24 protein-coding genes and 1 pseudogene are annotated in these 26,269 nt (G+C 71.9%); 15 read left to right on the forward strand and 10 right to left on the reverse strand.

Going from position 1 to position 26,269, the window contains the following annotated elements:
- Positions 1-46: 46 nt before the first annotated feature.
- Positions 47-820: a protein phosphatase 2C domain-containing protein gene (locus tag ACODT5_RS45115; RefSeq protein ID WP_422524676.1), complete on the reverse strand. Its 774-nt coding sequence runs from the start codon at positions 818-820 to the stop codon at positions 47-49.
- A 416-nt stretch (positions 821-1,236) separates the two neighbouring features.
- On the opposite strand from ACODT5_RS45115, the gene ACODT5_RS45120 reads away from it, so the two are divergent.
- Genes ACODT5_RS45120 through ACODT5_RS45140 form a run of 5 tightly spaced genes read left to right on the forward strand, consistent with a single transcriptional unit; the run spans position 1,237 to position 6,943 of the window.
- Positions 1,237-4,143, forward strand: coding sequence for a sensor histidine kinase (locus tag ACODT5_RS45120; protein WP_422524677.1), 2,907 nt, complete (start codon positions 1,237-1,239; stop codon positions 4,141-4,143).
- Positions 4,140-4,631 carry a roadblock/LC7 domain-containing protein gene (locus ACODT5_RS45125; protein WP_422524678.1) on the forward strand — a complete coding sequence of 164 codons (492 nt, stop codon included), beginning with the start codon at positions 4,140-4,142 and terminating at the stop codon, positions 4,629-4,631. Before ACODT5_RS45120 ends, ACODT5_RS45125 begins: the two co-directional genes overlap by 4 nt.
- On the forward strand, positions 4,628-5,017 hold the full coding sequence (locus ACODT5_RS45130; RefSeq protein ID WP_327254930.1) for a DUF742 domain-containing protein: 390 nt from the start codon (positions 4,628-4,630) through the stop codon (positions 5,015-5,017). Before ACODT5_RS45125 ends, ACODT5_RS45130 begins: the two co-directional genes overlap by 4 nt.
- Positions 4,998-5,681 carry a GTP-binding protein gene (locus ACODT5_RS45135; RefSeq protein ID WP_422524679.1) on the forward strand — a complete coding sequence of 228 codons (684 nt, stop codon included), beginning with the start codon at positions 4,998-5,000 and terminating at the stop codon, positions 5,679-5,681. Before ACODT5_RS45130 ends, ACODT5_RS45135 begins: the two co-directional genes overlap by 20 nt.
- A gap of 11 nt (positions 5,682-5,692) precedes the next feature.
- Entirely contained in the window at positions 5,693-6,943 is a 1,251-nt protein-coding gene (locus ACODT5_RS45140) for a styrene monooxygenase/indole monooxygenase family protein (RefSeq protein ID WP_422524680.1), read from the forward strand.
- Here the strand turns inward: ACODT5_RS45140 and ACODT5_RS45145 are convergent.
- On the reverse strand, positions 6,904-8,187 hold the full coding sequence (locus ACODT5_RS45145) for a C40 family peptidase (protein ID WP_422524681.1): 1,284 nt from the start codon (positions 8,185-8,187) through the stop codon (positions 6,904-6,906). The genes ACODT5_RS45140 and ACODT5_RS45145 overlap by 40 nt on opposite strands.
- A gap of 164 nt (positions 8,188-8,351) precedes the next feature.
- Between ACODT5_RS45145 and ACODT5_RS45150 the strand changes: the two genes are divergently transcribed.
- Positions 8,352-9,164, forward strand: coding sequence for a hypothetical protein (locus tag ACODT5_RS45150; RefSeq protein WP_422524682.1), 813 nt, complete (start codon positions 8,352-8,354; stop codon positions 9,162-9,164).
- Positions 9,165-9,178: 14 nt separating this feature from the next.
- Here ACODT5_RS45150 and ACODT5_RS45155 read toward each other — a convergent pair whose 3' ends face one another.
- A complete protein-coding gene (locus ACODT5_RS45155; RefSeq protein WP_422524683.1) occupies positions 9,179-9,595 on the reverse strand; it encodes an SHOCT domain-containing protein in 417 nt (138 codons plus the stop codon).
- On the reverse strand, positions 9,595-9,984 hold the full coding sequence (locus tag ACODT5_RS45160) for a DUF6325 family protein (RefSeq protein ID WP_385369296.1): 390 nt from the start codon (positions 9,982-9,984) through the stop codon (positions 9,595-9,597). Before ACODT5_RS45160 ends, ACODT5_RS45155 begins: the two co-directional genes overlap by 1 nt.
- A gap of 125 nt (positions 9,985-10,109) precedes the next feature.
- Between ACODT5_RS45160 and ACODT5_RS45165 the strand changes: the two genes are divergently transcribed.
- Both ACODT5_RS45165 and ACODT5_RS45170 read left to right on the forward strand, forming a co-directional pair.
- The gene (locus ACODT5_RS45165; RefSeq protein ID WP_422524684.1) at positions 10,110-11,480 is read left to right on the forward strand and encodes an FtsW/RodA/SpoVE family cell cycle protein; all 1,371 of its coding nucleotides are present in this window, start codon (positions 10,110-10,112) and stop codon (positions 11,478-11,480) included.
- Positions 11,477-12,937 (forward strand): penicillin-binding transpeptidase domain-containing protein, encoded by a 1,461-nt coding sequence (locus ACODT5_RS45170; RefSeq protein ID WP_422524685.1) that lies wholly within the window; start codon positions 11,477-11,479, stop codon positions 12,935-12,937. Before ACODT5_RS45165 ends, ACODT5_RS45170 begins: the two co-directional genes overlap by 4 nt.
- Positions 12,938-13,127: 190 nt before the next feature.
- Here ACODT5_RS45170 and ACODT5_RS45175 read toward each other — a convergent pair whose 3' ends face one another.
- Positions 13,128-14,240, reverse strand: coding sequence for a ferritin-like domain-containing protein (locus ACODT5_RS45175; RefSeq protein ID WP_422524686.1), 1,113 nt, complete (start codon positions 14,238-14,240; stop codon positions 13,128-13,130).
- A 191-nt stretch (positions 14,241-14,431) separates the two neighbouring features.
- On the opposite strand from ACODT5_RS45175, the gene ACODT5_RS45180 reads away from it, so the two are divergent.
- From ACODT5_RS45180 to ACODT5_RS45190, 3 genes are read left to right on the forward strand one after another with little or no spacing between them, the layout of a single operon-like run.
- A complete protein-coding gene (locus ACODT5_RS45180) occupies positions 14,432-15,361 on the forward strand; it encodes an AurF N-oxygenase family protein (protein ID WP_385369288.1) in 930 nt (309 codons plus the stop codon).
- Positions 15,362-15,406: 45 nt separating this feature from the next.
- Positions 15,407-16,147, forward strand: a complete 741-nt coding sequence (locus ACODT5_RS45185; RefSeq protein ID WP_422524687.1) for a TetR/AcrR family transcriptional regulator — start codon at positions 15,407-15,409, stop codon at positions 16,145-16,147.
- A 30-nt stretch (positions 16,148-16,177) separates the two neighbouring features.
- Entirely contained in the window at positions 16,178-16,453 is a 276-nt protein-coding gene (locus tag ACODT5_RS45190; protein ID WP_422524688.1) for a hypothetical protein, read from the forward strand.
- An 89-nt stretch (positions 16,454-16,542) separates the two neighbouring features.
- Here the strand turns inward: ACODT5_RS45190 and ACODT5_RS45195 are convergent, their stop codons facing one another.
- From ACODT5_RS45195 to ACODT5_RS45205, 3 genes are all read right to left on the reverse strand, one after another.
- Positions 16,543-17,796: a histidine kinase dimerization/phospho-acceptor domain-containing protein gene (locus tag ACODT5_RS45195; RefSeq protein ID WP_422525250.1), complete on the reverse strand. Its 1,254-nt coding sequence runs from the start codon at positions 17,794-17,796 to the stop codon at positions 16,543-16,545.
- Positions 17,793-18,569 (reverse strand): hypothetical protein, encoded by a 777-nt coding sequence (locus tag ACODT5_RS45200; RefSeq protein WP_422524689.1) that lies wholly within the window; start codon positions 18,567-18,569, stop codon positions 17,793-17,795. Before ACODT5_RS45200 ends, ACODT5_RS45195 begins: the two co-directional genes overlap by 4 nt.
- Positions 18,570-18,687: 118 nt before the next feature.
- Positions 18,688-19,311: a hypothetical protein gene (locus ACODT5_RS45205; protein ID WP_422524690.1), complete on the reverse strand. Its 624-nt coding sequence runs from the start codon at positions 19,309-19,311 to the stop codon at positions 18,688-18,690.
- A 222-nt stretch (positions 19,312-19,533) separates the two neighbouring features.
- Here ACODT5_RS45205 and ACODT5_RS45210 point away from each other — a divergent pair, with 222 nt between their 5' ends.
- Positions 19,534-20,325, forward strand: a complete 792-nt coding sequence (locus ACODT5_RS45210; RefSeq protein ID WP_422524691.1) for a nuclease-related domain-containing protein — start codon at positions 19,534-19,536, stop codon at positions 20,323-20,325.
- A gap of 232 nt (positions 20,326-20,557) precedes the next feature.
- Here ACODT5_RS45210 and ku read toward each other — a convergent pair.
- Positions 20,558-21,538 (reverse strand): annotated as a pseudogene (ku, locus tag ACODT5_RS45215) (non-homologous end joining protein Ku); the annotation flags it as partial.
- Positions 21,539-21,666: 128 nt separating this feature from the next.
- Between ku and ACODT5_RS45220 the strand changes: the two are divergent.
- From ACODT5_RS45220 to ACODT5_RS45230, 3 genes are all read left to right on the forward strand, one after another.
- Positions 21,667-22,833: a tyrosine-type recombinase/integrase gene (locus ACODT5_RS45220; protein WP_422524692.1), complete on the forward strand. Its 1,167-nt coding sequence runs from the start codon at positions 21,667-21,669 to the stop codon at positions 22,831-22,833.
- Between the two features lie 380 nt (positions 22,834-23,213).
- On the forward strand, positions 23,214-25,316 hold the full coding sequence (locus tag ACODT5_RS45225; RefSeq protein ID WP_422524693.1) for a tyrosine-type recombinase/integrase: 2,103 nt from the start codon (positions 23,214-23,216) through the stop codon (positions 25,314-25,316).
- Positions 25,317-25,321: 5 nt separating this feature from the next.
- A complete protein-coding gene (locus ACODT5_RS45230; RefSeq protein WP_422525251.1) occupies positions 25,322-25,828 on the forward strand; it encodes a DUF6262 family protein in 507 nt (168 codons plus the stop codon).
- Between the two features lie 38 nt (positions 25,829-25,866).
- Here the strand turns inward: ACODT5_RS45230 and ACODT5_RS45235 are convergent, their stop codons facing one another.
- Positions 25,867-26,199 (reverse strand): hypothetical protein, encoded by a 333-nt coding sequence (locus ACODT5_RS45235; protein ID WP_422525252.1) that lies wholly within the window; start codon positions 26,197-26,199, stop codon positions 25,867-25,869.
- Positions 26,200-26,269 lie beyond the last annotated feature (70 nt).

A 26,269-nucleotide genomic window follows, 5' to 3' on the forward strand; every position in this document is an offset into this window, starting at 1 on the left:
GGGTCGCCCGGCGGGGCGATGTGCCGGCCCCCGGCTCCTCCGGCCCCTACAGCTCCGCGTACGCCGCCGACGCGTCGTCGTGGCGCTTGCCGCGCCGGTGCGCCCGGCGCGGGTCCGACTCCACAGTGCGCACCCGGTCGATCAGCGACTGCGCGCCCTCCTTGCGCAGCACGGCCAGGCATTCGGCCCAGTCGCCCTCCCCGAACGTGTCCGTCCACCGGCTGGCCCCGTCCGTGAGCGCCGCCACCGCCCGCACCCGCGCGCGCGGCGTCCGCCCGGTCACCGCCCGGGCCGCCACCTCCGGGTCCGCGGCGGCGGTGAAGAAACCGCCCTCCGCGTTGCGCAGCAGGTCGGCGGAGGCGTGCGTACGCAGCTGCTCGCGCGGGATCCGGTCCAGCCGGTCGTCGAGGACCGCGCGCACCTCGCCACCGGGCGCTTCGAGGAGGAGTACGGAATCCGAGAGCACCAGGTGTTCGACCCAGGACCCGTCCCAGCGGACCACGACCACCGTGGCCTGCGGCGTCCGGACGTGAGAAAGGTCACACGTGTCGCGATGGGCGTCCGCGGTGGCGCGGATGGCCTCCGCCAGGACCCGGTCGAGGGGCATGTCCCGGCGCGATCCGGACAGTTCGGTCAATCGGCCGCCCAGCCGGGCCGCGAACCACGGCACTCCGTGCGCGCATCCGACCTCGCCCGGAGGCGGGGTGACCCCGTCGAGGGCGACCAGGACGCCGCCGCCCGAGGCGGGGATCGCGGCCGACAGCCAGTCCTCGTTGGGGCGTTCCGGGTTGCCGGGGGCCGAGGAGAGATCGATGCGCATACGGACATTCTGCCCGCGCGGGGCTCCGCGAGGGCGGGCGGGGTCCGGGAAGGTCCGTACCAAAGCGGGGCGGGTGGGGCGTCAAGGGGCCCCCGGCGTCGGCAGGGTGACCCGCGTCATGTGGGCGGGCATCCTGCCAAAAGCCGCATCGATCTTTCAACCACCCGTCCGCGGCGGGGCTCTGACAGCCGATCGCCGAGTTGGTCGCCCACTCTTCCGTGCTGTTCACTCCTTCGTGTGGCCGGGCGGGCGATGTGCGGCCCTCTTCCCAACTCACTGCGAGGGTCTGAAGCGGTGCGGCGGTACGGCACGGCGGTACAACGGAGGCGGGTGACCGTCTGCGGTGACCGGCCGTCACCCCGGCCCCGACAGGCAACGAGCACGAGCAGCACACGTAAACAGGATTGCGAGCACCGGTGCAGAAGAAGCGGCCTCGGAAGAACGGCACCGTCGCGAACGGCACCGCACCCGACGGCACCGCACCCGTCCGACGAGCCCCCGACGGCCCGGTCTCCGCGACCGCTCCCGCGGGGCGCCGCGTCCGCGTGCGCCGCAGGCTGGTCATCGGGGTCGCCGTGGCCGGGCTCGCCGTCCTCGCGGCGGGAGCGCCCGCCGTCCTGTCCGCCTCCGCGGACCTGAAGGACTCCCAGGAGCTGGTCACCCTCGCCGACCGGAGCCGGCAGACCCTCACCCTCGCCCACCTGCTCGGAGACGAGCGCGACGCCGTCACCGCGTACGTGGCCAAGGGCCGCCCCGGCGGCGTCCGGGGCAAGCAGGCCGCCGCGGTCCAGGCACGCGCCGCGGGCACCGACCGCCAGCTCGCCGAGGTCCAGGCCGACGCCGACGAGGAGCTGGCCCAGGCCCTCGGCCGGGTCGGCGCCGTCCGCACCGAGTCCATCGAGGGCAAGGACAGCGCCCTCACCGCCCACCAGGCCTACTCCGGAGTCATCGCCGAGCTCCTCGCGCCGAGCAGCCGGCTCGCCGAGCTGACCCCGCCGCGCGCCGCGGACGCCCTCGTCACCACCCGCCCGCTGGGCCCCCTCGGCCAGGCCGCGGAGCAGGCCTCCGCCACCCGCGGACTGCTGCTCGCCGCCCTGTCCGTGCCGGGCAGCGACCGGCAGCCGGGCAGCGCCTACGTGGACGAACTCGCCGCCGCCGCCCAGCGGGCGCGCGTACGGGAGCAGGGCGCGCTCGACGACTTCGCGCGGGCCGCACGGCCCGACGTCCGCCAGAGCCTCGCCGCCACCGTCACCGGACCCGAGGTCAAGACGGCCGACGACTACCTCGACCGGCTCACCGACCGGCCCTCCCTCTCGGCCGCCGACCGCAGGCTCGACCCCGGCACCGTCGGACCGGCCCTCACCGCCCGCGTCGACCGGATGCGCTCGGTCGAGGCCACCCTCGCCGGCCAGCGCGCCACCGCGCTCGCCGCGCTGCGCGACGACGACGTGACCGCGCTGGAGATCAAGCTCGCCTTCCTCGGCGTGCTGTTCCTCCTCACCCTCGGCATCTCCACCGCCGTCGCACGCTCCCTGACCCGCCCGCTGTCGGTCCTGCGGCGCGGCGCGGCACGGCTGGCGACGCCGGAGGGCTCGGTGCAGCCGGTCCGGTTCACGGGCCGCAACGACGAGTTCGCCGAGGTCGTGCGCCACCTCAACGCGGTGCGCGACCAGACGGTCTCCCTGCACACCCGGATCGCCGGCCTCGACGCCGACCGGACCCGCCTCATCGGCCGCAACGAGGCGCTCTCGGCCGGCCGGGAGGCGCTGGAGACGGAGCTCGCGCAGCTGCGGGCGGGGCTGGAAGAGCACCGCCGCATCATGTCGACCACGTCCGTATCGCTGTCCCTGCGGACCCTGGGGCTCGTCGAGCGCCAACTCGCCGTCATCGAGGAGCTGGAGTCCGAGGAGCCGGATCCGGACCGCCTCTCCACCCTCTTCAAGCTCGACCACCTGGCGACCGTGATGCGCCGCCACAACGAGAACCTGCTCGTCCTCGCCGGCCAGGAACACGGCCACGGGCAGGGTCTGCCGGTGCCGCTGGTCGACGTGATGCGGGCGGCGGTCAGCGAGATCGAGCGCTACGAGCGCGTCGACCTCGGGGTGCTGCCCTCGTACACGCAGGTCGCCGGGCACGCCGCCGACGACATCTCGCACGTACTGGCCGAGCTGCTGGAGAACGCCACGACCTTCTCGCCGCCCGACGCCAAGGTGAAGGTGTCCGGATGGCTGCAGGACTCCGGCGACGTGGTGCTGTCCGTCGTCGACGAGGGCATCGGGATCACCGGGGACCGGCTGGCCACGCTGAACGAGCGGCTGTCCGCGCCGGACGCGTACGACGAGGAGCCCGAGTCGGAGCACGGCCTGGGCCTCGGCCTGTACGTGGCCGGGCGGCTCGCCACCCGGCACGGGGTCGGCGCCGAGCTGCGCACCCTGCGGCACGGCGGTACGGAGGCGCTGGTCGTCGTACCGGCGGCGCTGCTGCCCGCCACCCCGCCGGCGTCCCCGGTCCACACCCTGGGCGCACCGGGCGCACCCGCGCTGCACCTGCCCGGTGTGATCGCGGAGGCCAACGAGAACACCCTCCCCTCGCGCGTACGGGGCCCTGCCGCCCCCACGCCCGGGAGCTCGACGCCCGAGGCCCCCAAGCCCGACACCCGGACGGCCCCGGCCCTGCCGGAGCCCGCCCTCGAAGCGTCCCCGGAGCCCTACGCGGCCCCGGAGTCCGGGGCGGAGCCGGCCCCGGAGCCCTACCTGGAGCCGAAGTTCTTCGCGGAGCCGGCCGCGGCCGCCGGCCCGGCCGCTGCCCCCGAGTCCTTCCCCGAGCCGGAGCCCGCGCACGAGACCGCGCAGGCCTCCGCCGCCGAGCAGCCCGCCCGGGTGGCTCCGGAGCCCGCTCCGGCGGCGTTCGCGCCTCCGGCCGGGCAGCTGCCGCCCACGGAGCAGGTGTTCCGGGTCCCGGCACCGGTCGAGGTGCCCGCCGAGCAGGTGTTCCGCGTACCGCCGCAGGCCGGGGCGCCCGCCGGTGACCCGGCCCCGAAGGGGACCGGGCCGGAGGAACTCCTCACCGACAAGGGGCTCCCCAAGCGGAGCCCCCGCGTGGTCGCCGCCGGGCGCGGGGACGAGGTGCGCCCCGCGCCGGGCCGGGTGGACGCCGAGGAGCTGCGCCGCCGTCTCGGCGGGTTCTACCGGGGTGCCCAGGACGGGCGCCGCGTCGTGGAGGCCGAGCTCGCGCACGCTCCCGGTCAGGACGAGCCGCAGGACCCGCCGCAGGACCAGGGGCAGACCGACCGGGGGGACACCGCACAGGAGGCACGCACATGAACGCGTCCAGTACGTACGGACTGAGCACCCAGGCACGCAACCTTCAGTGGCTGCTGACCGACCTCGTCGAGGAGGTTCCCGGGGTCAACTCGGTGGCCGTCGTGTCCTCGGACGGGCTCCTGCTGCTGTCCTCCGATCCGGTCGCACCCGACACACCGGCCGCGCCCTCCGCACCCACCCGCCCCAGCGGGCCCCGCGGCGCGTCCGCCGATCTCGCGACCATCGTCTCCGGCCTCGGCTCGCTCACCACGGGCGCCGCCGCCCTGATGGACGGCGGCTCGGTCAAGCAGACGATGGTGGCCATGGAGCACGGTTCCGTGTTCGTCATGGCCATCAGCGACGGCTCGCTCCTCGGCGTGCACGCCACGCCCGACTGCGACATGAGCGTCGTCGCGTACCACATGGCCTTGTTCGTGGGCCGCGCCGGCCACGTCCTGACCCCCGAAGTCCGCAGTGAGCTGCGCAAGTCGATGGAGAACACCCCGTGAGGAGTCCGGCCTCCGACCGGCTGCCGATACGCGGCGCCGATCGCCGTCCCGCCCGCGTACGTCCGTACTCCCTTACGGGCGGCCGCACCCGCTTCACGCAGATCCTGCACGTCGAGACCTTCGTCGCGGCCCTCGACACCAAGGTGTCCGAGCCGCGCAAGGCCGACCGGATGCCGGAGATGCCGGCGATCGTCGAGGTCTGCCGCCGCATGCGGACGATCGCCGAGATCGCCGCACTGCTGAAGCTGCCGCTCGGCGTGGTCCGCGTCCTGGTCAGCGACCTCGCCGACCAGGGCAGGATCCGTGTCTACGGGACCGGGCACGGCAGCGGCCGTCCCGACCGCGCTCTGCTCGAAAGGGTGCTCAGTGGGCTCCGCCGTCTCTGAAACCGACCTCTTCTCCCCGAACACGAAATCGAACCCGGACCCGGACCGGGCCGCGGGCACGGACCCGGAGCTGAATCCGGACGACCCCGTACAGCCCTGGCAGTACGACCGCTCGCGCGCGCCCGTCGCCGTGAAGGTGCTGGTGGCGGGCGGTTTCGGGGTGGGCAAGACCACGTTCGTCGGTTCCGTCTCCGAGATCCGGCCGCTGCGCACCGAGGCCGTGATGACCGAGGCCGCCGCTCCGACCGACGACCTGTCCTCGACCCCGGACAAGCACACCACCACCGTCGCCATGGACTTCGGCCGCGTCACGCTCGACGACGACCTCGTCCTGTACGTGTACGGGACCCCCGGCCAGGAACGCTTCTGGTTCATGTGGGACGACCTGGTGCGCGGCGCCGTCGGCGGGATCGTCCTCGCGGACACGCGGCGGCTGCGCGACTGCTTCCCGGCGCTCGACTACTTCGAGAGCTGCGGGCTGCCGTACGCCGTGGCCGTGAACCACTTCGAGGGCACGCCTTCGTACGCACCGGAGGACGTGCGGGAGGCGCTGACCATACCGGCACGCGTACCCGTCGTGATCATGGACGCGCGGCGCCGGGTCACGGTACTGGAATCCCTGATGACCCTCGTGGGCCACGCCCTCGACTCGACCCCCGAATAGAGAACGTGCAGATGCGCAAGATACTCGTCGTCGGCGCCGGCCAGTCCGGTCTCCAGCTCGCCCTCGGACTTCAGGCGAAGGGGTACGAGGTCACCCTCATGTCCAACCGGACGGCGGACGAGATCCGCACCGGGCGGGTCATGTCCACCCAGTGCATGTTCGACACGGCGCTCCAGCACGAGCGGGACCTCCAGCTCAACTTCTGGGAGCAGCAGGCGCCGAAGATCGGGGGCCTGGGCGTCTCGGTCTCCGCCCCCGACAGCAGCCGCGCCATCGACTGGCTCGGCAAGCTGAAGGGCTTCGCCCAGTCCGTCGACCAGCGCGTGAAGATGGCCGGCTGGCTCGACACCTTCGCGCAGCGCGGCGGCCAGCTGGTCGTCCACGGGGCGTCCGTCTCCGACCTGGACTTCTTCGCCCGCACGTACGACCTGGTGCTGGTCGCGGCCGGCAAGGGCGAGCTGGTCTCGCTGTTCGGCCGGGACGCGGCCCGCTCCCCGTACGACGCCCCGCAGCGCGCGCTCGCCGTGTCGTACGTGCACGGGCTGGCTCCGCGCCCCGAGCACCCGGAGACGGACGCGGTGCGCTGCAACCTGGTCCCGGGCGTCGGCGAGCTCTTCGTGATCCCGACGCTGACCACCTCCGGGCGGGCCGACATCCTGTTCTGGGAGGGCGTCCCGGGCGGACCGGTGGACGCCTTCGGCGGCGTGAAGGACCCGGCGGACCACCTCGCGCTGACGCTGGACCTGATGGAGAAGTTCGTTCCCTGGGAGTACGCGCGGGCGACGAAGGTGGAGCTGACGGACGCGGGGGCCACGCTCGCCGGGCGGTACGCCCCCGTCGTACGCAACCCTGTCGGCCGGCTGCCCGGCGGCGGGCTGGTGCTGGGCGTGGCGGACGTGGTCGTCGCCAACGACCCGATCACCGGGCAGGGTTCGAACTCCGCCGCCAAGTGCGCGGCCTCGTACCTCTCCTCGATCCTCATGCACGGGGACAACCCGTTCGACGAGGCGTGGATGAAGGCGACCTTCGACAAGTACTGGTTCACCAGCGGCAAGCCCACCACCCAGTGGACGAACGCCATGCTCGGCGTCCCGCCGGAGCACGTGCTGAACCTGATCGGCGCGGCCGGGCAGCTCCAGCCGGTGGCGGACCGTTTCGCCAACGGCTTCGACAACCCGGCCGACTTCGACGCGTACTTCTACGACCCCGAGGACGCGGCGGACTACCTGGCGGAGGTCGCGGGCGCCTCGGTCTCCGAGTAACCCGTGTCGTCCCCCGCCGTCGCGTCCCCGGACAGCGGCGGCGGGCTGAAGGCGGTCAGCGGCGCCCCGTCGGGGTCCGGCCGCACCGCGCCGAGCAGCGGGTTCGCGGCGATCGGCGAGACCTTCACCTTCGCGCCCGGCCGGGGCGCCTGGATGACCTTGCCGTCGCCGACGTACAGGGCCACGTGGGTGGCGGTCGGGAAGTACACCACCAGGTCGCCGGGGCGCAGTTCGTCGAGCGGCACCCGGGGCAGCCGGGCCCACTGCTCCTGACTGGTCCGGGGGATCTCGCGGCCCGCGTGCGCCCAGGCCTGCGAGGTCAGTCCGGAACAGTCGAAGGAGGCCGGCCCCTCGGCGCCCCAGACGTACGGCTTCCCGATCTGGGCGGCCGCGTACGTGAGGGCCGTGCCGCCGGCCGCCGTGGGGGTGCGGAGCGGGGGCGCGCCCCCGCTGCCCAGCTTCCCCGAACCGATCAGCTCCCGCTGCGCGGTGGCGGTGTCCTCGGCCTCGCGCGTCTCCAGCTCGGTGAGCTGGGCGGGGCTGAGCGAGGCCAGCATCCGCTCGACGTCCCCCAGCTGCTTGGCGGCCTCCTCCTTGCGCTGCTTGGTCTCGGCGGCCAGCTTCAGCTCGGAGTCCAGGGCCTTGCGGGCGGCGGTGGCGAGGGTGTCCGCCTGCTTCTCGCCCCGGGTGAGCCGCTCCAGCGCGGCGGCCCGCCGGGCCCCCTCGCGCGCGGCGACCCGGCGCTGCTCCAGCGCCCCTTGGGGGTCCCCGGCGAACAGCATCCGGGCGTACGGGGAGAATCCGCGGGCCCCCTTGTACTGCTCGCGCGCCAGCCGGCCCGTGGTGGCCTGGGCGTCGGTGACAGCGGTACGGGCCCTGCCGAGCTCGGTGCTGAGCCGGCTCTCCTCGCGCTGCCGTGCGGTGAGGGCGGTCTCGGCGGCGTTGTAGGCCTCGGTGGCCTGCTCGGCGCGCTGGTAGAGGCCCTGCAGACGGGTGAGGAGGGCGCCGACGGGTTCGGCGGGTGCGGCGGGGGCCGCGAGGGCATCGGGTGTTGCGGGGGCGTCCGGGGCCGCCGGTGCCCCGGGTGCGTCCGGTGTCTCCGGTGCCTCCGGGGCGGCGGGAACCTCCGGGGCCGCGGGTGCGGCGGGCGGCTCGGCGTGGGCGGCGGGGAGCGGGCCCACCGTGACGAGGGCTGCGGCGAGGCAGGCGGCGCGAAGCAGCCGACGTCGGCGTCGTCGTGACATGGGGTCACCTCCTGGCGGCCGATGCTGCCACGCGCGGTATGACAAATCGCCCAACGGTGCGGCCGGCCGGGCCGGGGTCACCCGGTTGGCGGGTCGGGGGGAGTCGGCCGGCGAGACGGAAACCAGTTCGAGCGAGAGGCGTCCGCATGGGATGCTGCCTGGCGATGATCACCTTTAATGCGCGTCGTAACCCGCTGCTCACCCTCGCCGCCGCCGCGGTCGCCCTCACCGCTCTGTCCGGCTGCGGGGGCTCCAAGGGTGCCGCGTCCGCCACGGTGTCCGCACCGGCCACGGTGTCCGCATCCGCATCCGCATCCGCATCCGGGTCCGCATCCACCCCGGCTTCCGCCGCGCCCACTGCGGCCGGGGCGTTCGACCTGGAGAAGGCCCTCGCGGAGGCCGGGCGGACGCCCTATGCGGCGACGATGAAGGCGTCCACTCAGCTCGCCGGGAAGGACGTCGTCACGACCACGGGCCGGGCCAACTTCGAAACCCTGTTCACCGGCCGGGTGGAGACCCGCTCCACGGCCGGGGTCCCGGCCGCGCAGGCCTTCTGGATGGAGAGCGTCATGACGGCGGACGGCACCTACATCCGCGACCGTCTCAAGGCGGGCGACGCCTGGGTCAAGATGCCGGCATCCGCGGACAACCAGGCGAGCTACACGGGATACGCGAAGCTCCTGCTCGCCACCGGTCCTTCGGCGAAGAAGGGCGTGGAGGACCAGGGCGGGATCCCCGCCCACCACCTCGCCGGGCGCCTCGACCTCGATCAGATCGCCTCGGTCGATCCGCGCGTACACCGGTCGATGAAGGCGAAGGGCGTCACGGGCTTCGACTGCGACCAGTGGATCGACGCCCAGGGCCGCACGCTCCGCTTCGAGCAGCGGATGGACGTGCAGGGCATGGCGGCCGGCAACGAGGTCACCGTCGGCGAGTTCGGCCCGGTCGAGACCTTCGAAGCGCCCACCGGTAGCTGACCCGGGTCCCGCCGTCAGTCGCGCAGCAGCCGGGCCTTGGCCGCCGAGAACTCCTCCGGGGTGAGCAGGCCCTCGCGGGCCAGGGCGGCCAGCCGGGTCAGGCGGTCGGTCAGGTCGGCCCCGGGGGAGGCCGGTCCCGGAGCCTCCGGTCCGGGGTGCGGGGCCGGGTGGGAGGCCGCGGGCTCCCGGCGGTCGGCGGGTGCCGCCGGTGGCGAGGGGGTCGGGCCGGGCTGCGGGCTCGGGGTCGGGGCCGCGCCGGGGGCCCCGGTCCGGTCCGGCGTCGGGGCCGCGCCGGGGTGCGCGACCGGCGCCGCCGGGTGCTGGTCCGTGTCCCAGACGTAGGCCCCGCGCGCCAGGATCCCGCGCAGCAGGGGGTGGCCCGAGGGACGCTGGGAGGGGTTCACCACGGAGCCGATGGGGCGGATGAACATCAGGCCACCCCCAGCCGGTCCGCCGGGAGCCGGACCGCTCCCGCGATCCGGCCGCCCGCGGCGCGGACGGCGATGGCGGCGTCCTCGGCCCAGACGTGTTCGACGACCAGGAGGAGCGCGCAGCTGCCGCGGTCCATCAGTTCGGCCGATTCCCTGACGTCCTCCGGACCGATCAGCGGGGCCGCCTCCCGGTGGGCGAGCAGCCCCCGGAGTTCGACGAACTCGTCGAACTCCGCCGACAGCACGGCGCCGGACGCCGTCTTGGTGGCCACCAGCCCGTCGATCAGCCGCACGACCCCGGCCTTACGCAGCCCCATCACCGCCTCGACCGCCGCGACGCGCAGCTGTTCTTCCGGAAAGGCCAGGACGATGAACTCCGCAGGTCCCATGGGAGGAGGCTCCTGATCCGCTGACGAGCTGATCCGCTACTTCAATTCCGACCAGTTCTGACGACTCTTCGGCACACTATGACATAAGCGGACATACGGCCCGGCTCCTTGCTACGTTTCCCCGTATGACCGCTCTGACGGCGAAGGTGACGGAACCCGCCCCGCCACCGCCACCCGACGCCCGTGCGCCCATGCGTCGCGGAGTCGAGCTGTCGCTGCTCTTCGGCGCCGTGCTGATCTCCGTCCTCGGCCACCTCTACGTGGGGATCGCCACCACCGGCCACATCCCCGCGCCCGCCGCGCACTACGCCGCCGGCCTCGCCGTGGCCGCGCTCGTCGCCCACCTCGCCGTCCGCCTGTGCGCCCCGTACGCCGACCCGCTGCTGCTCCCGATCGCCTTCCTGCTCAACGGCCTCGGCCTGGTCCTCATCCAGCGCCTCGACGCCACCACCCCCGCGAACGCCACCGCCGGTGAGCAACTGCGCTGGTCCGCCCTCGGGCTGGTGCTCTTCGTGCTCGTGGTCGGGCTGCTGCGCGACCACCGGGTGCTGCAGAAGTACGCGTACCTGTCCGTCGCCGCGGCGCTCGTGCTGATGCTGGTGCCCGTCTTCTTCCCGGCCGTGAACGGGGCGCACATCTGGATCCGGTTCGCCGGGCTCTCCTTCCAGCCGGGGGAGTTCGCCAAGATCCTGCTCGCCGTGTTCTTCGCCTCCTACCTCGCGGCGAACCGCACCGCCCTGGCCCTCACCGGCCGCACCCTCTTCTGGAAGCTGAAGCTGCTGCCGGGCCGGGTGCTCGGCCCGATCCTCGCCATCTGGCTGCTCTCCGTCGGCGTGCTCGTCCTGGAGCGCGACCTCGGGACCTCGCTGCTCTTCTTCGGCCTCTTCGTGATCATGCTGTTCACGGCCACCGGCCGGATCGGCTGGATCGCCATCGGGCTGCTGCTCGCGGCCGCGGGCGCGTACGCCGTCGGGACGCTCGAGCCGCACGTGAACAGCCGCGTGGACGACTGGCTGAATCCTTTCGCCTCCATCGAGCGCGGCGACGGCCCCGGCCAGCTCGCCCAGTCCCTCTTCGCCTTCGGAGCCGGTGGACTGCTCGGCGCCGGGCTCGGCCACGGCCAGTCCTTCCTCATCGGCTTCGCCGCCAAATCGGACTTCATCCTCGCCACCGCCGGGGAGGAGCTCGGCCTCGTCGGCCTCACCGCGATCCTGCTCCTCTACGGGCTCCTCGTCGCCCGCGGATTCCGCGCCGGGCTGGCGCTGCGCGACCCCTTCGGCCGGCTCCTCGCCACCGGACTCGCCTCGATCGTCGCGCTCCAGGTGTTCGTCATCGCCGGCGGAGTCACCGGCCTGATCCCGCTGACCGGCATGGCCATGCCCTTCCTCGCCCAGGGCGGCTCCTCCGTGGTCACCAACTGGATCATCGTCGCCCTCCTGGTCCGGCTCAGCGACAGCGCCCGCAGGCCCGGACCGGCCGAGGAGGCCGAAGCGTGATCCGCTACATCCGCTGGTGCGCGTACTTCTGCGCCCTGCTGCTCGTCGCCCTGCTGGTCAACGTCGGCCGCGTACAGGTCTGGGAGTCCGCGGGCTACGGCGCGAACCCGGCCAACAAACGCCCCGCCATCGAGCGGTACGCCGAACCGCGCGGGGACATCACCGTCGACGGCCGTCCCGTCACCGGCTCCCGGGACAGCCGCCAACTGCTGCGCTACGAGCGCACGTACAAGAACGGTCCGCTCTACGCGCCCGTCACCGGCTTCGCCTCCCAGACCTACGGGACCAGCTTCCTGGAGCGCGCCGAGGACCCGGTCCTCTCCGGCACCGACCCCGGGCTCTCGGCCTTCCCGCTCTGGTACGAGCTCTCGCGCGGCCGCCCCGGCGGCGGCGACGCCGTCACCACCATCCGGGCGAACATGCAGCTGGCCGCGTACGCCGGGCTCGCGGGCAAGCGCGGCGCGGTCGCCGCCGTGGAGCCGGCCACGGGCAAGATCCTCGCGCTGGTCAGCAGCCCCTCCTACGACCCCGCCGTGCTCTCCGGCACGGGGCCGAAGGTCAAGGAGGCCTGGGAGAAGCTGAATGCGGACCCCGCCAAGCCGATGCTCAACCGCGCGCTGCGCGAGACGTACCCGCCCGGCTCCACGTTCAAGATCGTGACGGCCGCCGCCGCCCTCGACGCGGGCGTGGTCTCCGACGTGGACGCGCCGACCGAGACCCCGGACCCGTACCCGCTGCCCGGCACCAGCACCCTGCTGCCGAACGCGGGCACGGGCTGCGCCGACGCCTCGATGGCGGACGCGATCCAGTGGTCGTGCAACACGGTGATGGCGAAGATCGGCGTACAGGTCGGGCTGCGCGGGATGACGGAGGCGGCGCGGCGGTTCGGCTTCAACGACGCGGGGCTGCGCGTGCCGGCCTGGGTGTCGCGGTCCAACTTCGACACCGACATGAGTCCCGACCAGCTGGCCCTGTCCTCGATCGGGCAGTTCAACACCAAGGCCACCCCGCTGCAGATGGCGATGGTGGCGGCGGCCGTGGCCAACGGCGGCGAGCTCAAGGCCCCCTACCTGGTGGACCGCACGACCCAGGACGACGGCGACCCGGTCCGCCGCGCCGACCGGCGCAGCCTCGGCCGGGCCATGACCCCGCTGACCGCGATGCGGATGCAGGAGCTGATGGTGAAGGTGGTGGAGGGCGGCACCGGCCGCAACGCGGCGATCCCCGGCGCCGTGGTCGGCGGCAAGACCGGCACGGCCCAGCACGGCGTCGGCAACGCGGGCACCCCGTACGCCTGGTTCATCTCCTGGGCGGGCCCCCGGGGCGGCCGGCCGCCGGCCGTGGCGGTCGCGGTGGTCGTCGAGGACGCCTCGGCCGTCCGCGGGGACATCAGCGGCAACGGCGCGGCAGCTCCCATCGCCCGCGCGGTGATGGAGGCGGCACTGTCCGCCCCCTGAAACGCTCGACGGGCCGCCCGCCGCTCTAGGCCGTCTCTTTCGGATCTTGCCGGGTCCGCGCCGCCCGGCACCGCACCTCGGCGCGCTGCCGGGGCACCCGAGTACGTCCAGTACGCGGGAGCCCCGGCAGCGCGCCGAGGCACGGCACCGGACGACGCGGACCTGACCGACAAGATCCGAAAGAGACGGCCTAGGCGTCCGCGCCCGCGCCCTCCGCGATGGCCTGCGTCACCTCCGCCACCCGCTGTTCCTCCTCGGCCGCGAACCGCTCCCGGTCGAGGGCCTCGGCGATCTCCTCGTCCTGGCTCATCAGCAGGTCCAGGTTGGAGTTGCCCATCTCGAAGACGCCCATGTCCAGGTACGCCTTCTGCAGCCGCTCGCCCCACAGCCCGATGTCCTTCACGCAGGGCACGATCCGGCTGAACAGCAGCTTGCGGAAGAGCGCCAGGAACTCGGAGCGCTCGCTGAACTCCTCCGCCTCGGCGCGCGAGATGCCGAAGTTCTCCAGCACCTCCACCCCGCGCAGCCGGTCCCGCATCAGGTAGCAGCCCTCGATCACGAACTCCTCGCGCTCGCGCAGCTCCGCGTCCGTCAACTGCTTGTAGTAGTCGCGCAGGGCCATCCGCCCGAACGCCACGTGCCGTGCCTCGTCCTGCATCACGTAGGCCAGGATCTGCTTGGGCAGCGGCTTGTTCGTGGTGTCGCGGATCATCCCGAAGGCGGCCAGCGCCAGCCCCTCGATGAGCACCTGCATGCCCAGGTACGGCATGTCCCAGCGGGAGTCGCGCAGGGTGTCGCCGAGCAGCCCCTGAAGGCTGTCGTTGATCGGGTAGAGCATCCCGATCTTCTCGTGCAGGAACCGCCCGAAGATCTCCGCGTGCCGGGCCTCGTCCATGGTCTGCGTGGCGGAGTAGAACTTCGCGTCCAGGTCCGGCACCGACTCGACGATGCGCGCCGCGCACACCATCGCGCCCTGCTCGCCGTGCAGGAACTGGCTGAAGTTCCATGCGCTGTAGTGCCGGCGCAGCTCGCCGCGGTCCCGCTCCGTGAGCTTGGCCCAGTGCCGCGTGCCGTACAGCGGAAGCGCCTCGTCCGGAGTGCCCAGGGGATCGTACGGATCCACCTCGATGTCCCAGTCGATGCGCTTGGCGCCGTCCCACTGCTTGTCCTTGCCCTTCTGGTACAGGGCCAGCAGCCGTTCGCGGCCGCCGTCGTACTCCCAGCTGAAGCGGGCGTTGCCGGAGGCGGGGACCGGCCAGACGGTCTCGCCCGGATCGTTGGTGTAGAGCTCGTGCGTCGACACTGACGCCCCCTCGTCTCACGTGACCGCGCATGGCGCGGCCGCGTACTTCCGTACGGGACCGGACAGTTGGCAGCGTCACACGTTGGTAGACGCGCGGTCAACAAGTCGTGTGCGGGGGATTGACGGTCTTGCTGACAGGCAGTCTCATAAGAGGTGACCGCCGGTAACTCGACGACGAGGTGTCCGAAGCCATGACCACCGTGACCGAACGAGCCGAGCTCCGCGACGCCCTCGGCCTGCTCAAGGACCGCGAGCAGATCGCCGAGCGGCTGCTCGAATCCTCGGCGAAGCACTCCTTCGACCCGGACCAGGAACTCGACTGGGACGCCCCGCCCATCGACGGCAAGTACTACTGGCCGCCCGAGCTGCTCTCCCTCTTCGACACCCCGCTCTGGAAGAAGATGGGCGAGGAGCAGCGCATCGAACTCTCCCGCCACGAGGCGGCCGCCCTCGGCTCGCTCGGCATCTGGTTCGAGATCATCCTGATGCAGCTGCTCACCCGGCACATCTACGACAAGTCCCTGACCAGCAATCACGTCCGGTACGCGCTCACCGAGATCGCCGACGAGTGCCGCCACTCGATGATGTTCGCCCGCATGATCAAGACGGGCGGCGCCCCCGAGTACCAGGTCTCCCGGACCAACCACAACCTCGCCCGCGTCCTGAAGACCGTCTCCACCACCCCCGGCTCCTTCGCCTGCACCCTCCTCGGCGAGGAGGTCCTCGACTGGATGCAGCGCCTGACCTTCCCCGACGAGCGCGTCCAGCCCCTCGTCCGCGGAGTCACCCGCATCCACGTCATCGAGGAGGCCCGCCACGTCCGCTACGCCCGCGAGGAACTGCGCCGGCAGATGCTCACCGCCCCGCGCTGGGAGCAGGAGCTCACCCGCGTGAGCTGCGGCCAGGCCGCCCGCGTCTTCTCGCAGGCCTTCGTGAACCCCCAGGTCTACGACAACATCGGGCTCGACCGCCGCGAGGCGCTCGCCCAGGTCAAGGCGAGCGGCCACCGCCGGGAGGTCATGCAGACCGGAGCCAAGCGGCTCACCGACTTCCTGGACGACATAGGCGTGATGCGCGGAGTCGGCCGCAAGCTCTGGAAGAGCTCGGGACTCCTCGCCTGACAACCCCCCGCCTGCACCCGCCCGGACACTCCCCGCCCCAAGGTCATGGGGTGCGGCTACCCTGCGGACATGACAGCCGTACGGGCGTACCGCAGGTTGAGCGTCGAGGAGCGCCGGGCCCAGCTCCTCGACGCGGCCCTGACGTTGTTCGCGCACCGGGCGCCGGAGGAGGTCTCGCTGGACGACGTGGCCGAGGCCGCCGGCGTCTCGCGCCCCCTCGTCTACCGCTACTTCCCCGGCGGGAAGCAGCAGCTCTACGAAGCCGCCCTGCGCTCGGCGGCCGACGTGCTGCGGCTCTGCTTCGCCGAACCCCAGGCCGGACCCCTGACCCAGCGGCTCTCCCGGGCCCTGGACCGGTACCTGGCCTTCGTCGACGAACACGACGCGGGCTTCTCCGCCCTCCTCCAGGGCGGCAGCGTGGTCGAAACCTCCCGCACCACCGCCACCGTCGACGGCATCCGCCGGGCGGCCGCCGAGGCGATCCTCTTCCACCTCGGCGTGCCGGACCCCGGCCCGCGGCTGCGCATGATGGTGCGCACGTGGATCACGGCGGTCGAGGCCGCCTCGCTGATCTGGATCGACGAGGGCAAACAGCCGGAGGTCGACTCGCTCCGGGACTGGCTGGTGGACCAGTTCATCGCCCTGCTCACGGCCACGGCCGCCACCGACCCGGAAACGGCCGCGGCGGCCCGCGCCGCCCTCGCGCTCGAATCGGCGGACGGCCCGGTGGGGGTACTGGCCCGCCGGGTCATCCCCGTGGTCTCCGAGGCGGCCCACCTGCTGTGACCCTTCCCGGAAAGCTGTGAGACTGGACGGGTGAGAAGCCAACCCACCCCCTTCGAGGGCGGCCCGATGGACGGCCGGACCCTCCCGATCCTCCTCGGCCCGACCGGTCACCCGTCCAAGTGGTACGAGATCCCGGTCCCCGCCCCGGACGGCGGCGCCCCCACGGTGCTGCTCTACGAGCGGGTCCCCGCGGGGTACTCCAAGCGGCTGGGCCTCCAGCAGGGCTGGAAGTACGTCTACGCCCCGGGCGGCCAGAAGCCGAAGCTCCGCTGGCCCTGGACGAAGCCGACCCCGCCGGGGGAGTGAGGCCGGTAAGGGCTGGCCGTCACGGCACGGTGGGGGCCGGCCGTCACGTCAGTGGGGGCCGACCGTCACGGTGCGGGCCGGCCGGCACGTCACGGCAGCCGGGCCTCGACCAGGGTCAGTACGGCTTCCGCCCCGCCCCCGCCGTCCGCCGCGTCCCGGAACACCAGCCCGGCGCCGATGACCTCGGCCTGTCCCACCGCGATCGTCAGCCCCAGCCCGTGCCCCTTGCTCCCGCCCCCGGTGCGGAACCGCTGGGGCCCGTGGGACACGAGGTACTCGGGATAGCCGTCGCCGTGGTCCCGTACCGTCACCACCGGCCCGTCCACCGTCACCACCACCGGCGCCCGCCCGTGCTTGTGGGCATTGGCGACCAGGTTCCCCAGCACCCGCTCCAGGCGCCGCCGGTCCGTCTCCACGTGCGCGTCCCGCGCCACGACCACCTTCGTGTCCGTCCCCGACGCCCGCACCACCCGCCGCGCGAGACGCCCGAGCTGGTGCAGGTCCGTCTCCACCACCTCGCTGCCCGAGTCGAGCCGGGAGATCTCCAGCAGGTCCTCGGTCAGCTGCCGCATCGTGCGCACCCGCTCCTGCACCATGTCCGTCGCCCGCCCCTCCGGCAGCAGCTCCGACGCCGCCTGCAGACCGGTCAGCGGGGTGCGCAGCTCGTGCGCGACGTCCGCCGTGAACCGCTGCTCCCGCTGGAGCTTCGTCTGCAGGCTGCCCGCCATCGTGTCCAGGGCCGCCGCCACCGTCGCCACCTCGTCCTGGTGCCGCGAGGGGTCCTTCGTCCGCGGATCCCCGACCCGTGCGTCCAGGTCGCCCTGGGTGATCCGGCGGGCCACCGTCGCCGTCTGGTGCAGCCGCCGCGTAACCCGGGTCACGGCGAAGGCTCCCACCAGCAGCGTCCCGCCGATGGCCAGGACCGAGGAGCCGATGATCGCGTTGTCCAGCCCGCTGATCGTCCGCGCACTCTGCCCGTAGTCGACGGCCGTGGCCAGCGCCTTCCCGTCGGCCGGGGCCGCCGCCCACATCAGCTGCCGGCCCTCGTACTCCGCCACCAGCGTCCCGCGCTCCCCGGTCAGGGCCAGCGCGCGCAGCCGGTCCGGCAGCCCGGCCGGATCCAGCCCGGACTCCGGCGGCAGCACCTCGCCGGCCTCGTAGGCGCGCGAGGCGTCGGTCAGTTTGCCCAGCGCCTTCTCGCGGGCCGTCGCGACGGTCTGCCCGGTCACCTCCACGTGCACGAGCACACCCAGCACCGCCGCGAGGGAGCAGCACATCAGCACGATGAAGCACGCCGACTTCCAGGTCAGCGTCGCCGTCCACGAGGGCAGCCGAAGCCTCACCGCGACGCTCCCGGCGAGCCGGGGCTCGGGCTCGGGGACGGCGCCGGCGCCGGCGCCCGGCTCGGGCCGGTGCCGGGCACGCGGACGATCTGCTCCCACGCCGGCAGCATCGAGCGCTGCGTCTGGTCCCAGGACCAGGTGGTGTTCACCTCGTAGCCCGCGTTGCCGCTCGGGACGCGCAGGATCACGTCGCGTCCGGCGAGCTCGACGCTGATGACGGTGTCGGTGGTGGCCATGATCCGGTTGAGCCGGCCCTGGGCGTCCGCCGTGTACACGCGTACGGACATCTGCTGTTCGGGGTACTCGATGCCGACGATCAGCTCGTCCTTGCCGTTGCCGGTGAGGTCCCGGTAGTACGGCGTCAGCACCGGGCACTTCTTCGGATCGGCCCCGTCCGCCCCGCACTCGTTGATCGCGGCGATGGTCTGCGGAGGCATCCCGTCGGGACCGGTCTGCACGTTCGGGTGGGCCCGCAGCTCGGCCTGCACCAGCGTCGCCGGGTCGATCGCGTGCACGTTCTGGTCCCGGACGGGTGCGATCCCGGGTACGTACTCGGGCGGCGCGCCCCCCGGATCGGCGGGCGGTACGACGGCCCCCGCGCGCCCCGGCCACAGATGTACGGGCCCGCTCGCGGTCGGGGTCGCCCCGGCACCGGCCAGCCCGCCGGTGTCACCGCAGGCACTGGCGAGCGGCAGCAGCAGGGCGGTCAGCAGGGCGGCCGGCAGACCGGCCCGCAGACCCGCCCGGTCGGGAAGGGATCCGGATCCGATCACCCGCCGGCCCTCCTCTCCATGAGCACGTGCCTGTCCACAGTAGGCAGAGCCGCATCGTTTCTGCCCGTGCGCCCGGGCGCCCGGGCAGGAGGACCAGGGCGGCCTGGGCCGAGACGGCCTAGGCGTCCGTGCGCCCGCGGCGCAGCATCGCGAAGCCCAGCCCGGCGGCGCCGACGGCCGCGATCCCGCCGCCCGCGGCGAGCAGCAGCATGCCGTCGCCCGGGCCGTCGGCCAGCGTGTTCAGGCCGAGCGCCTCGACGGTCCCCGTACCCGAGCGCGAGGAAGCGACGGCGGGGACGACCCGGCCGTCCCGACTCGCGGTCTTGTACCCGGCGGAGGAGCTCTTGGAGCCCTGAGCATCGCTCCCGCTGTCGTTCCCGCTCCCGGCCCAGGAACTGAGCCGGCCGTCGGACCGCAGCGCGAGGTGCATCTCCCCGGCTTCGCCGAAGCCGGTGCTGCCGTCACGGCTGGTCAGGGTGGCGGCCGTGGAGCCGTCGGGGTTCAGCACCTCGGCCTGGTAGGCGCCCTTGGTCACGCGGTACACCTTCGCGGTGGAGACGCCGTCCGCGAGGGACAGGGTCTTGACCAGGGTCCGCGGGGCGGTCACGCCCTGCGCGGAGGAAGCCGACGGCACCCCGTCGGCGAGCGCGGCCGCCGCGGGGAACGCCAGCAGGGAGCCGGCGCCCACGGCCACGGCGGCGGCGCGTACGAGCGTGCGGCGGCTGCGGCTCACGGTGTTCACGGGACGTCCTTCGGTGCAGGTCAGGCGCTGGGCTGTCCAGGTGGGATAAACGTATGCACCGGCCGTTGCGGTAACCCGTTGCTTCTGTAACAGCCACGCCTCAGCGACCCGACGGAGTCGTTACACGCCACGGGCCGCACGCCGCCCGGCGAAGGACGGACCCCACCGGGGGATTGCCGCGGGGCGCCCGGGCTGCTCCCATGGACGGCGGGGGTGAGGGCGATGGCTCCGAGGGGACTGAAGGTACTGCCGAGCGGCCGGCCGGGCCGGGGGCGGCTGTACGTGAACCTGCCCGACGGCCGGGCGGTGGCCTGGTACGACCGGCGGGCCAACCGGATCAGCGTGCTGGCGGACGAGCGCCGGGAGGAGATCCTGACGGCGTTACGCCCCTACCTCAGCGGAACCGTCGCCATCGGCCCGCCACCCGTCCCCACGGCCGAGGACCTGCTCCGCCTGTCCCTCCCGCCCGACGAGGACCTGGCCCCGAACCGCCCGGGGGAGGCGCAGCTGGGCGCCCTCACGTACGGCACCGCGGGCACCCGCGCCCGGCACCGGCTCCGTCAGGAGCTCACGGTGAGGCAGCGGATGGGCGAGGTACTGGACGCCCTGGCGGAGACGGAGGACTGGCAGGTCCTGCACTCCATCCACAACGTCGCGGACCACCTGCTCATCGGCCCGCCCGGCGTCTTCTGCATCCGCACGGTCCAGGGCCGCCGCCAGCGCGCGGTGATCGGCGACCTCCTCCTCACGGTGGGCCGGGCCGAACCCACCCCGGACCCCCGCGAAGCCCGCCGCGCGGCGGCGCACGCGACCCGCGCCCTCTCGACCCCGGTGACCCCGGTCCTGGCGGTGGTCGACGCGACCCGCCTGGAGGTCGCCCCCACCCTCCGAGACGTCCGCATCCTCACCCCGGCCACCACAACGACCTTCCTGACGAACACCCCCACCACCCTCAAACCCCCGGACGTAGAAGCCCTCTTCACCACATCCAGAGACCGCCGAACCTGGAACTAGCCGCCTTCCAGCCGTCCGGCGTTTGAGGACCGGGGTCTGGGGCGGAGCCCCAGGGGGGTCCGGGCGCAGCCCGGCACCCCTTCCCAGCCTGTCCGGCGCTTGAGGACCGGGGTCCGGGCAGCGCCCGGGGACACACCCAGCCCCGCCGGCGTTTGAGGCGCGGGTCCGGGCAGCGCCCGGGGAACGGTGGAAGGGCGGGTAGGGGACTTCGCCCCGCACGGCCCACGGCCCCTCAAGCGGAGCTCCGCTTGCGCGGCGTCACCGCCTTCTTCGCGGCAGCCCGCGCCGGCTTCGCCTCGGCGGCCTTGGCCGATGCCGCAGCCGTCGACTTCTTCGTGGCCCCGGCAGCGGCCTTCTTCTTCGCAGCGGCCGCAACAGTCGACTTCTTCGTGGCACCGCCACCAGACGCCGCCGCCGACGCCGTCGACTTCTTCCCGCCCACCGCCTTCGGGGCCGCGGCCCCTTTCCGCCGAATCGGCGTAACCTCCGCCCCCGCCCCCGCCCCCGCCCCCTCAGCCTCCGCCGCAGCCGGACCGGGACCCGCCCGCGAGGCCTTCGCCACCCGCACGCTGTTCTCCAACGCCGCCATCAGGTCGATGACCTGCCCACCCGCACCCTCCGCCGGAGGCCCCGGCGCCACAACCGTCTCCCCACCCGCCTTCGCCGCGACCATCGCCTCCACCGCCTCGCGGTAGTCGTCGCGCAGCGAGTCCATCTCCACCTCGCCCAACGTCGCCATCAGCGCGTCCGCGAGGTCCAGCTCGGCTTCCCGCACCGACACCTCGCCCTCGGGCGCAACCCCCTCCGGAACCCGGATCTCGTCCGGCCACAGCAGCCCGTGCATCGCGATCACGTCGTCGACGACCCGCAACATGCCCAGCCGCTCCCGCCCCCGCAGCGCGTACTTCGCGATCGCGACCTTCCGGCTCCGCTTCAGCGCCTCCCGCAGCAGCGTGTACGGCTTGGCCGCCGTAGCCCCGCTCGCCGCCAGGTAATAGGCGGCGTCCATCTGCAACGGATCGATCTGATCGGCCGGCACGAACGAAACGATCTCGATCGTCTTCGCGGTGGCGATCGGCAGCTGCGCCAGATCCTCGTCCGTGATCGCAATGATGGACCCGTCGGCCTCCTCGTACCCCTTGCCGATCTCGGCGCTCGACACCTCCTCCCCGTCCAGCTCGCAGACCTTGTGGTAGCGGACGCGGCCGCCGTTCTCTGGGGGTTCCCGAAGTGTTGCGTGACGTACCGCAGCCCTCTCTCGTTGAAGAGGTCAGCACGGTTCTCCGGGGGTGTTGCTCTGTGGCGAGCTGTGGCGTTCAGCTATGGGGCGGAGGGGTGTACATGCAGGCATTCCTGGTACGGATGCCGTCCGGTGACGCGTATTGGACCGTCGTTGATGACGATCTCCAGGTGTTCCGGGAAGCCGACCGGTTTCTGAGAGGGCTGCGGCTGAACCAAGACCGGGCAGAGTCGACCACCAAGGCGTACGCGGGCGCCATCGTCCTGTTCCTTCGCTGGTCGCACACCACGGGCCGGGACTGGCGGACGGCGGCACGTGATCTCAGCTCCTTCATCCTCTGGCTGAAGTGGCAGACGTCGAGGTCAGAGGGCCGAACGGCCTCTCCCGGATCCGGAACGGAGCCGGCGCGAGGGGCCCGGCGCATCAACGGTGTGCTGGTCGCGGTGCGGGGGTTCCTGGCGCATGCGGTCACGGAGCGCTCGATCCCTGGATGGGTTCTCGAACAGCTCTACCAGGTTGGTGACACCCGAGATCTTCCCGCTCAGGCCCAGAGCGAGGACGGTCGGATGCGTACTCGGCTGCGGGCTCAGCACAGGCTTCCTGAGACCGAGAGCGAGGTCGACAGGGCAAGCGACGAGGAGATCGTCGCCATGTTCCGGGCAAGCCGCTCGGCCAGGGACAGGCTGCTCGTGCTGCTGCTGTCCCGGGTGGGTCTTCGGCGAGGGCAGGCAGCCGGCTTGCGTCGCAGCGACGTACACCTGCTGATGGACTCCAACATGCTGGGCTGCCGGGCCGAAGGTGCTCATCTGCACGTGATCCGTCGGCAGAACCCCAACGGGGCCTGGTCGAAGTCCAAACGTACGGTGGTCCTGCCGGTGGACTTCCTGGTGGTTCAGGCCTTCGATCAGTACACGCTGGAGCGTCATGAGCGGTTGGGCTCCGCGGGCAGCGACTTCGTACTGGTCAATCTATTCCGCGAGCCGCTGGGGGGCCCTGTCACCCCTGACGCGGTCGGCGAGACGATCGAGAGCCTGGCCCGTAGGGCGGGTCTTGAACGGAGGATCGCGCCGCACATGATGCGGCATGCGATGGCCAGCAACGTGGCCGACGCCGGTGGCAGCCTCGACGAGATCCAGATGCTCCTCGGACAGAAGCACGCGGAGTCCGCCCGGCCGTATCTACATCCGGCTTCAGCCCGGCTGCGTGCCGCGATCGACCGAGTCCCGTCTCCCCGAGACCTCTCCACCGAGGAACCATCGTGCCGCTGACAGCTGTCCCCAGCGTGTTCCCCAGCACCGACGAGAACCCCGTGGACGTCTCAGCGCTGGGGGCTGAGCTGGAGCCGGAGTTCTTGGCCCTTCTCGGATGGACGTGGGAGAAGAGAGTGCTGGTCTTCCCGACAGACCACCCGCAGTTGGGTTCTCCGCCATGCCGGGTGAAGGGATGCCTTCAGACCAGCATTGCGCGAGGGTTGTGCTCTGGGTGTCGAACGCGCTGGCGGGCAGCGGGCAAGCCGTCGCTGGATGAGTTCGCGGCAGCAGAACAGGGAATCCGGCGAATCGTGGGTGTCGAGGACTGTCTGGTATCCGGCTGTGAGCGTCCGTTCCGCTCACGGAAGACGCCTCTCTGTACGAGCCATGCGGGCTACATGCAGCGCCGCAACGCCTCACTGGAGGAATTCCTCGCCCTCGATGACGTCGTTGGCCTGCCGGTATTTGGTCCGTGCGAGGTCCACTCGTGCCACCGGAAGCGTGACAGCAAGTCCTCCTCCTACTGCCATGCTCACCGAGTGCGCTGGCACAACGTCCTATTGCGGGGCCTCGTTGGAGCAGACGAGGAGGACAGCTGGCGACTCACTGCGGCTCCTGTTACCGCGACGAACGAGATCAGCCTGCGGGGGCTGCCTGACCGTTTGGTCACGGAGATTCTCTACGGAATGCAGGCGCGCACGACGGCTGGCCTTCACACCCTCCACTTCACATTGCGCACTCTCACAAACAGGTTGCGAGAGATGAAGGCGTCGTCGCTCGCTGCCGCAGACGTTGCTCAGCTCGCGCGAGGTGTTCGTGGGCTCTGCAGCAGCCTGGCCACGCTGGTTCGTCGTGCTGGACGAAAACCCGAGAGTGAGCGGCCCAAGGACGTATGGGAGGGCGCCGTGTTTGGTCACGCCGGCCGTCTGAACTTCACGTCGATCCGTCAGTCCTGGCTGCGAAACGCTGCGAAGGAATGGGCGTTCTTCACGCTGCCCCAACGTCGCGGCAGCGCCATCGCCACGGTTCAGGATGTCGTCAATGCGTTCGCCGCTCTCTCCGAGAGCCTCGCTATGCAGCGCACCGACGGAGGCGACGACATCGAGGCTGTAGGGCGCCTTGACGTGGCGGCCTTCCTGAACCGCCTCGCCTACCTGCAACAGATCGAGGCGATCTCTGCGAAGCAGCGTGTGAGGATCTGCCGCTATCTGGTCAACCATCTCGGCAGAATGAAATCGCTCGGAATGGTCCGCCCAGGGAGGCCGCTCCATGGGCTGCCCGACGACTTTGTCCTGCTACCCGAGGACATTCCGGATGATCCGGAAGACTCTGAAGCCGGACGGGATCTACCTTTACAGGTGATGCAGCGGATCTGCGATCTGCTGCCCACTTTTGGCGAATTCGGGCGCCATGGGACCGAGAACCGCGTCGCGCTTGAGCTGTTGATCGACACCGGTCGCCGACCTCACGAAATCTGCCACCTCCGCTGGGACTGCCTGAAGCAGGACTCCGACGGCCAGTACGTGCTGATCTACGACAACTACAAGTCCCGTCGGAACGGCCGTCGACTGCCGATCTCGCAGGCAACCGCGCAAGTCATCATCGAGCAACAGCAGCGCACGAGATCCGAGTTCCCCTCTACTCCCACCAGCGAACTCGCGCTCCTGCCGACGCAACGCGCCAATCCCCACGGGCGTAAGCCGATCACATCCAGCTGGCTCTCCAGTCGCCACAAAGAGTGGGTGCACACCCTCCCCGACTTCTCTGCTCCTGCCCAGGCCGAGGCGGATGGCGTCCTGGTCACCAGGACGCAGTCCTTCGACAAGTCGAAGATCTTCCTCTACGCCTACCGGCACACCTATTGCCAACGACACGCGGATGCCGGTGTACCCGTCGATGTCCTGCGTGTCCTCATGGACCACCGGACCCTGAATACGACACAGGGGTATTACCGAGTGACGGAGAAACGGCGGCGCGAGGCCGTGGACCGTGTCTCCACCATGCAGTTCGACCGCCATGGGAAGCGCGTCTGGCGCCAGGCCAAGACCCTTCTGGACTCCGAACATGCTCGCCGGGCCGTTGGTGAGGTCGCCGTCCCCTACGGCGTCTGCACCGAGCCCTCCAATGTTGCGGCGGGCGGAAACGACTGCCCGGTCAGATTCCGCTGCGTGGGCTGCGGGCATTTCCGTACCGATGTCTCCTACTTGCCTGACCTGGAGGCATACCTCGCCGACCTGCTCAGGAACCGCGAGCGCCTGGCGGGAGCCATGGACGCCGACGACTGGGCCAAGACCGAAGCCATGCCCTCGGACGAGGAGATCAGCCGAGTACGGCGACTGATCAAGCGCGTCAAGGACGGCTTGGACGATCTCGATGCCAGCCAGCGAGCCGAGATCGAAGAAGCAATCACGGTTGCCCGCCGCGGCCGGCAAGGCGTCATGCTGGGCATGCCTCGCGTCCGTCAGCCCCTGCCCGACCTGCGTACTGCGAGGCCCGCGTGACCAGCATGAGCGAGGGCCGCTCCGACGAGACCGCCCGGCGTCGAGAGCGGGTCCTCAAAGCGATTGCCGCAGCCGTCGGCTTGGGCGAGGACGTATCCGTCTCAGCGATCGCGCGAGCGGCCAGGGTCGACCGGTCCTTCCTCTATCGCCATCGCGACCTACTGGAGCGCATTCATGCCGCGGACGCAGCCCCCTCGCCAGCCTCAGAGGCCGCGGCGGTCACCCGGGCGTCCCTGAAGGCAGACCTGGCGAACGCGCTGGAGCGCAACTCCCGGCTGACCCTCCGGGTCCGGCAGTTGGAGCGCAGGCTCTCCGAGTCCCTGGGCGAACAGGTCTGGCGAGACTCGGGCCTGGGGGCCTCCGTCGACATCGACCAGTTGCAACGACAGATCACCACTCTCCAACAGCAAGTAGTCGATCTACAGGGGCAGCTCGACGAACGAACGGAAGACCTGCAAGCAGCTCGAGCAGCCAATCGCGAACTCACCCGTGCACTGAACCGGCCGGGGTGATCGGTGCTGTCGTCAGACAACATCCAGCGAACCCGCAGTCAGCCGTGACCAGGTGCCCCGCCGGCCGGAGGGGATTCCGCCGCGGCTATGGAACTGATCCGGCCGACCCACGAATTCGGTGTCAGGGGGGACCACGCAATGTCGATCTCGACACTATGAAAGGTGCGGGTGAGGTCTGCCAGTGACGTGACGACCGCGGCCTGGACGTCCTCAAGGGCCGCGTCGGCGGGCATCGGGATCTTGCCACATCCGCCACCCGCGTCGTCAGCGATGAACGTGTAGGGCCACTCGTCCCGGCCCGTCAGCAGGATGATCTCCCTGGGTATGCCGAAGGGAGGCTTCTTCTTCGTCCTACGTCGTCTAGCCACCACGTCATTCAACCCAACGGGCTGCGAGGCCGAGCGAACGGGGGCAGCGCCGCAGCCGCACCCTCGGACGCCG

Origin of the sequence: Streptomyces tatrensis, assembly GCF_049310065.1 — a bacterium.
In the GTDB taxonomy this organism is placed as follows: Bacteria; Actinomycetota; Actinomycetes; order Streptomycetales; family Streptomycetaceae; genus Streptomyces.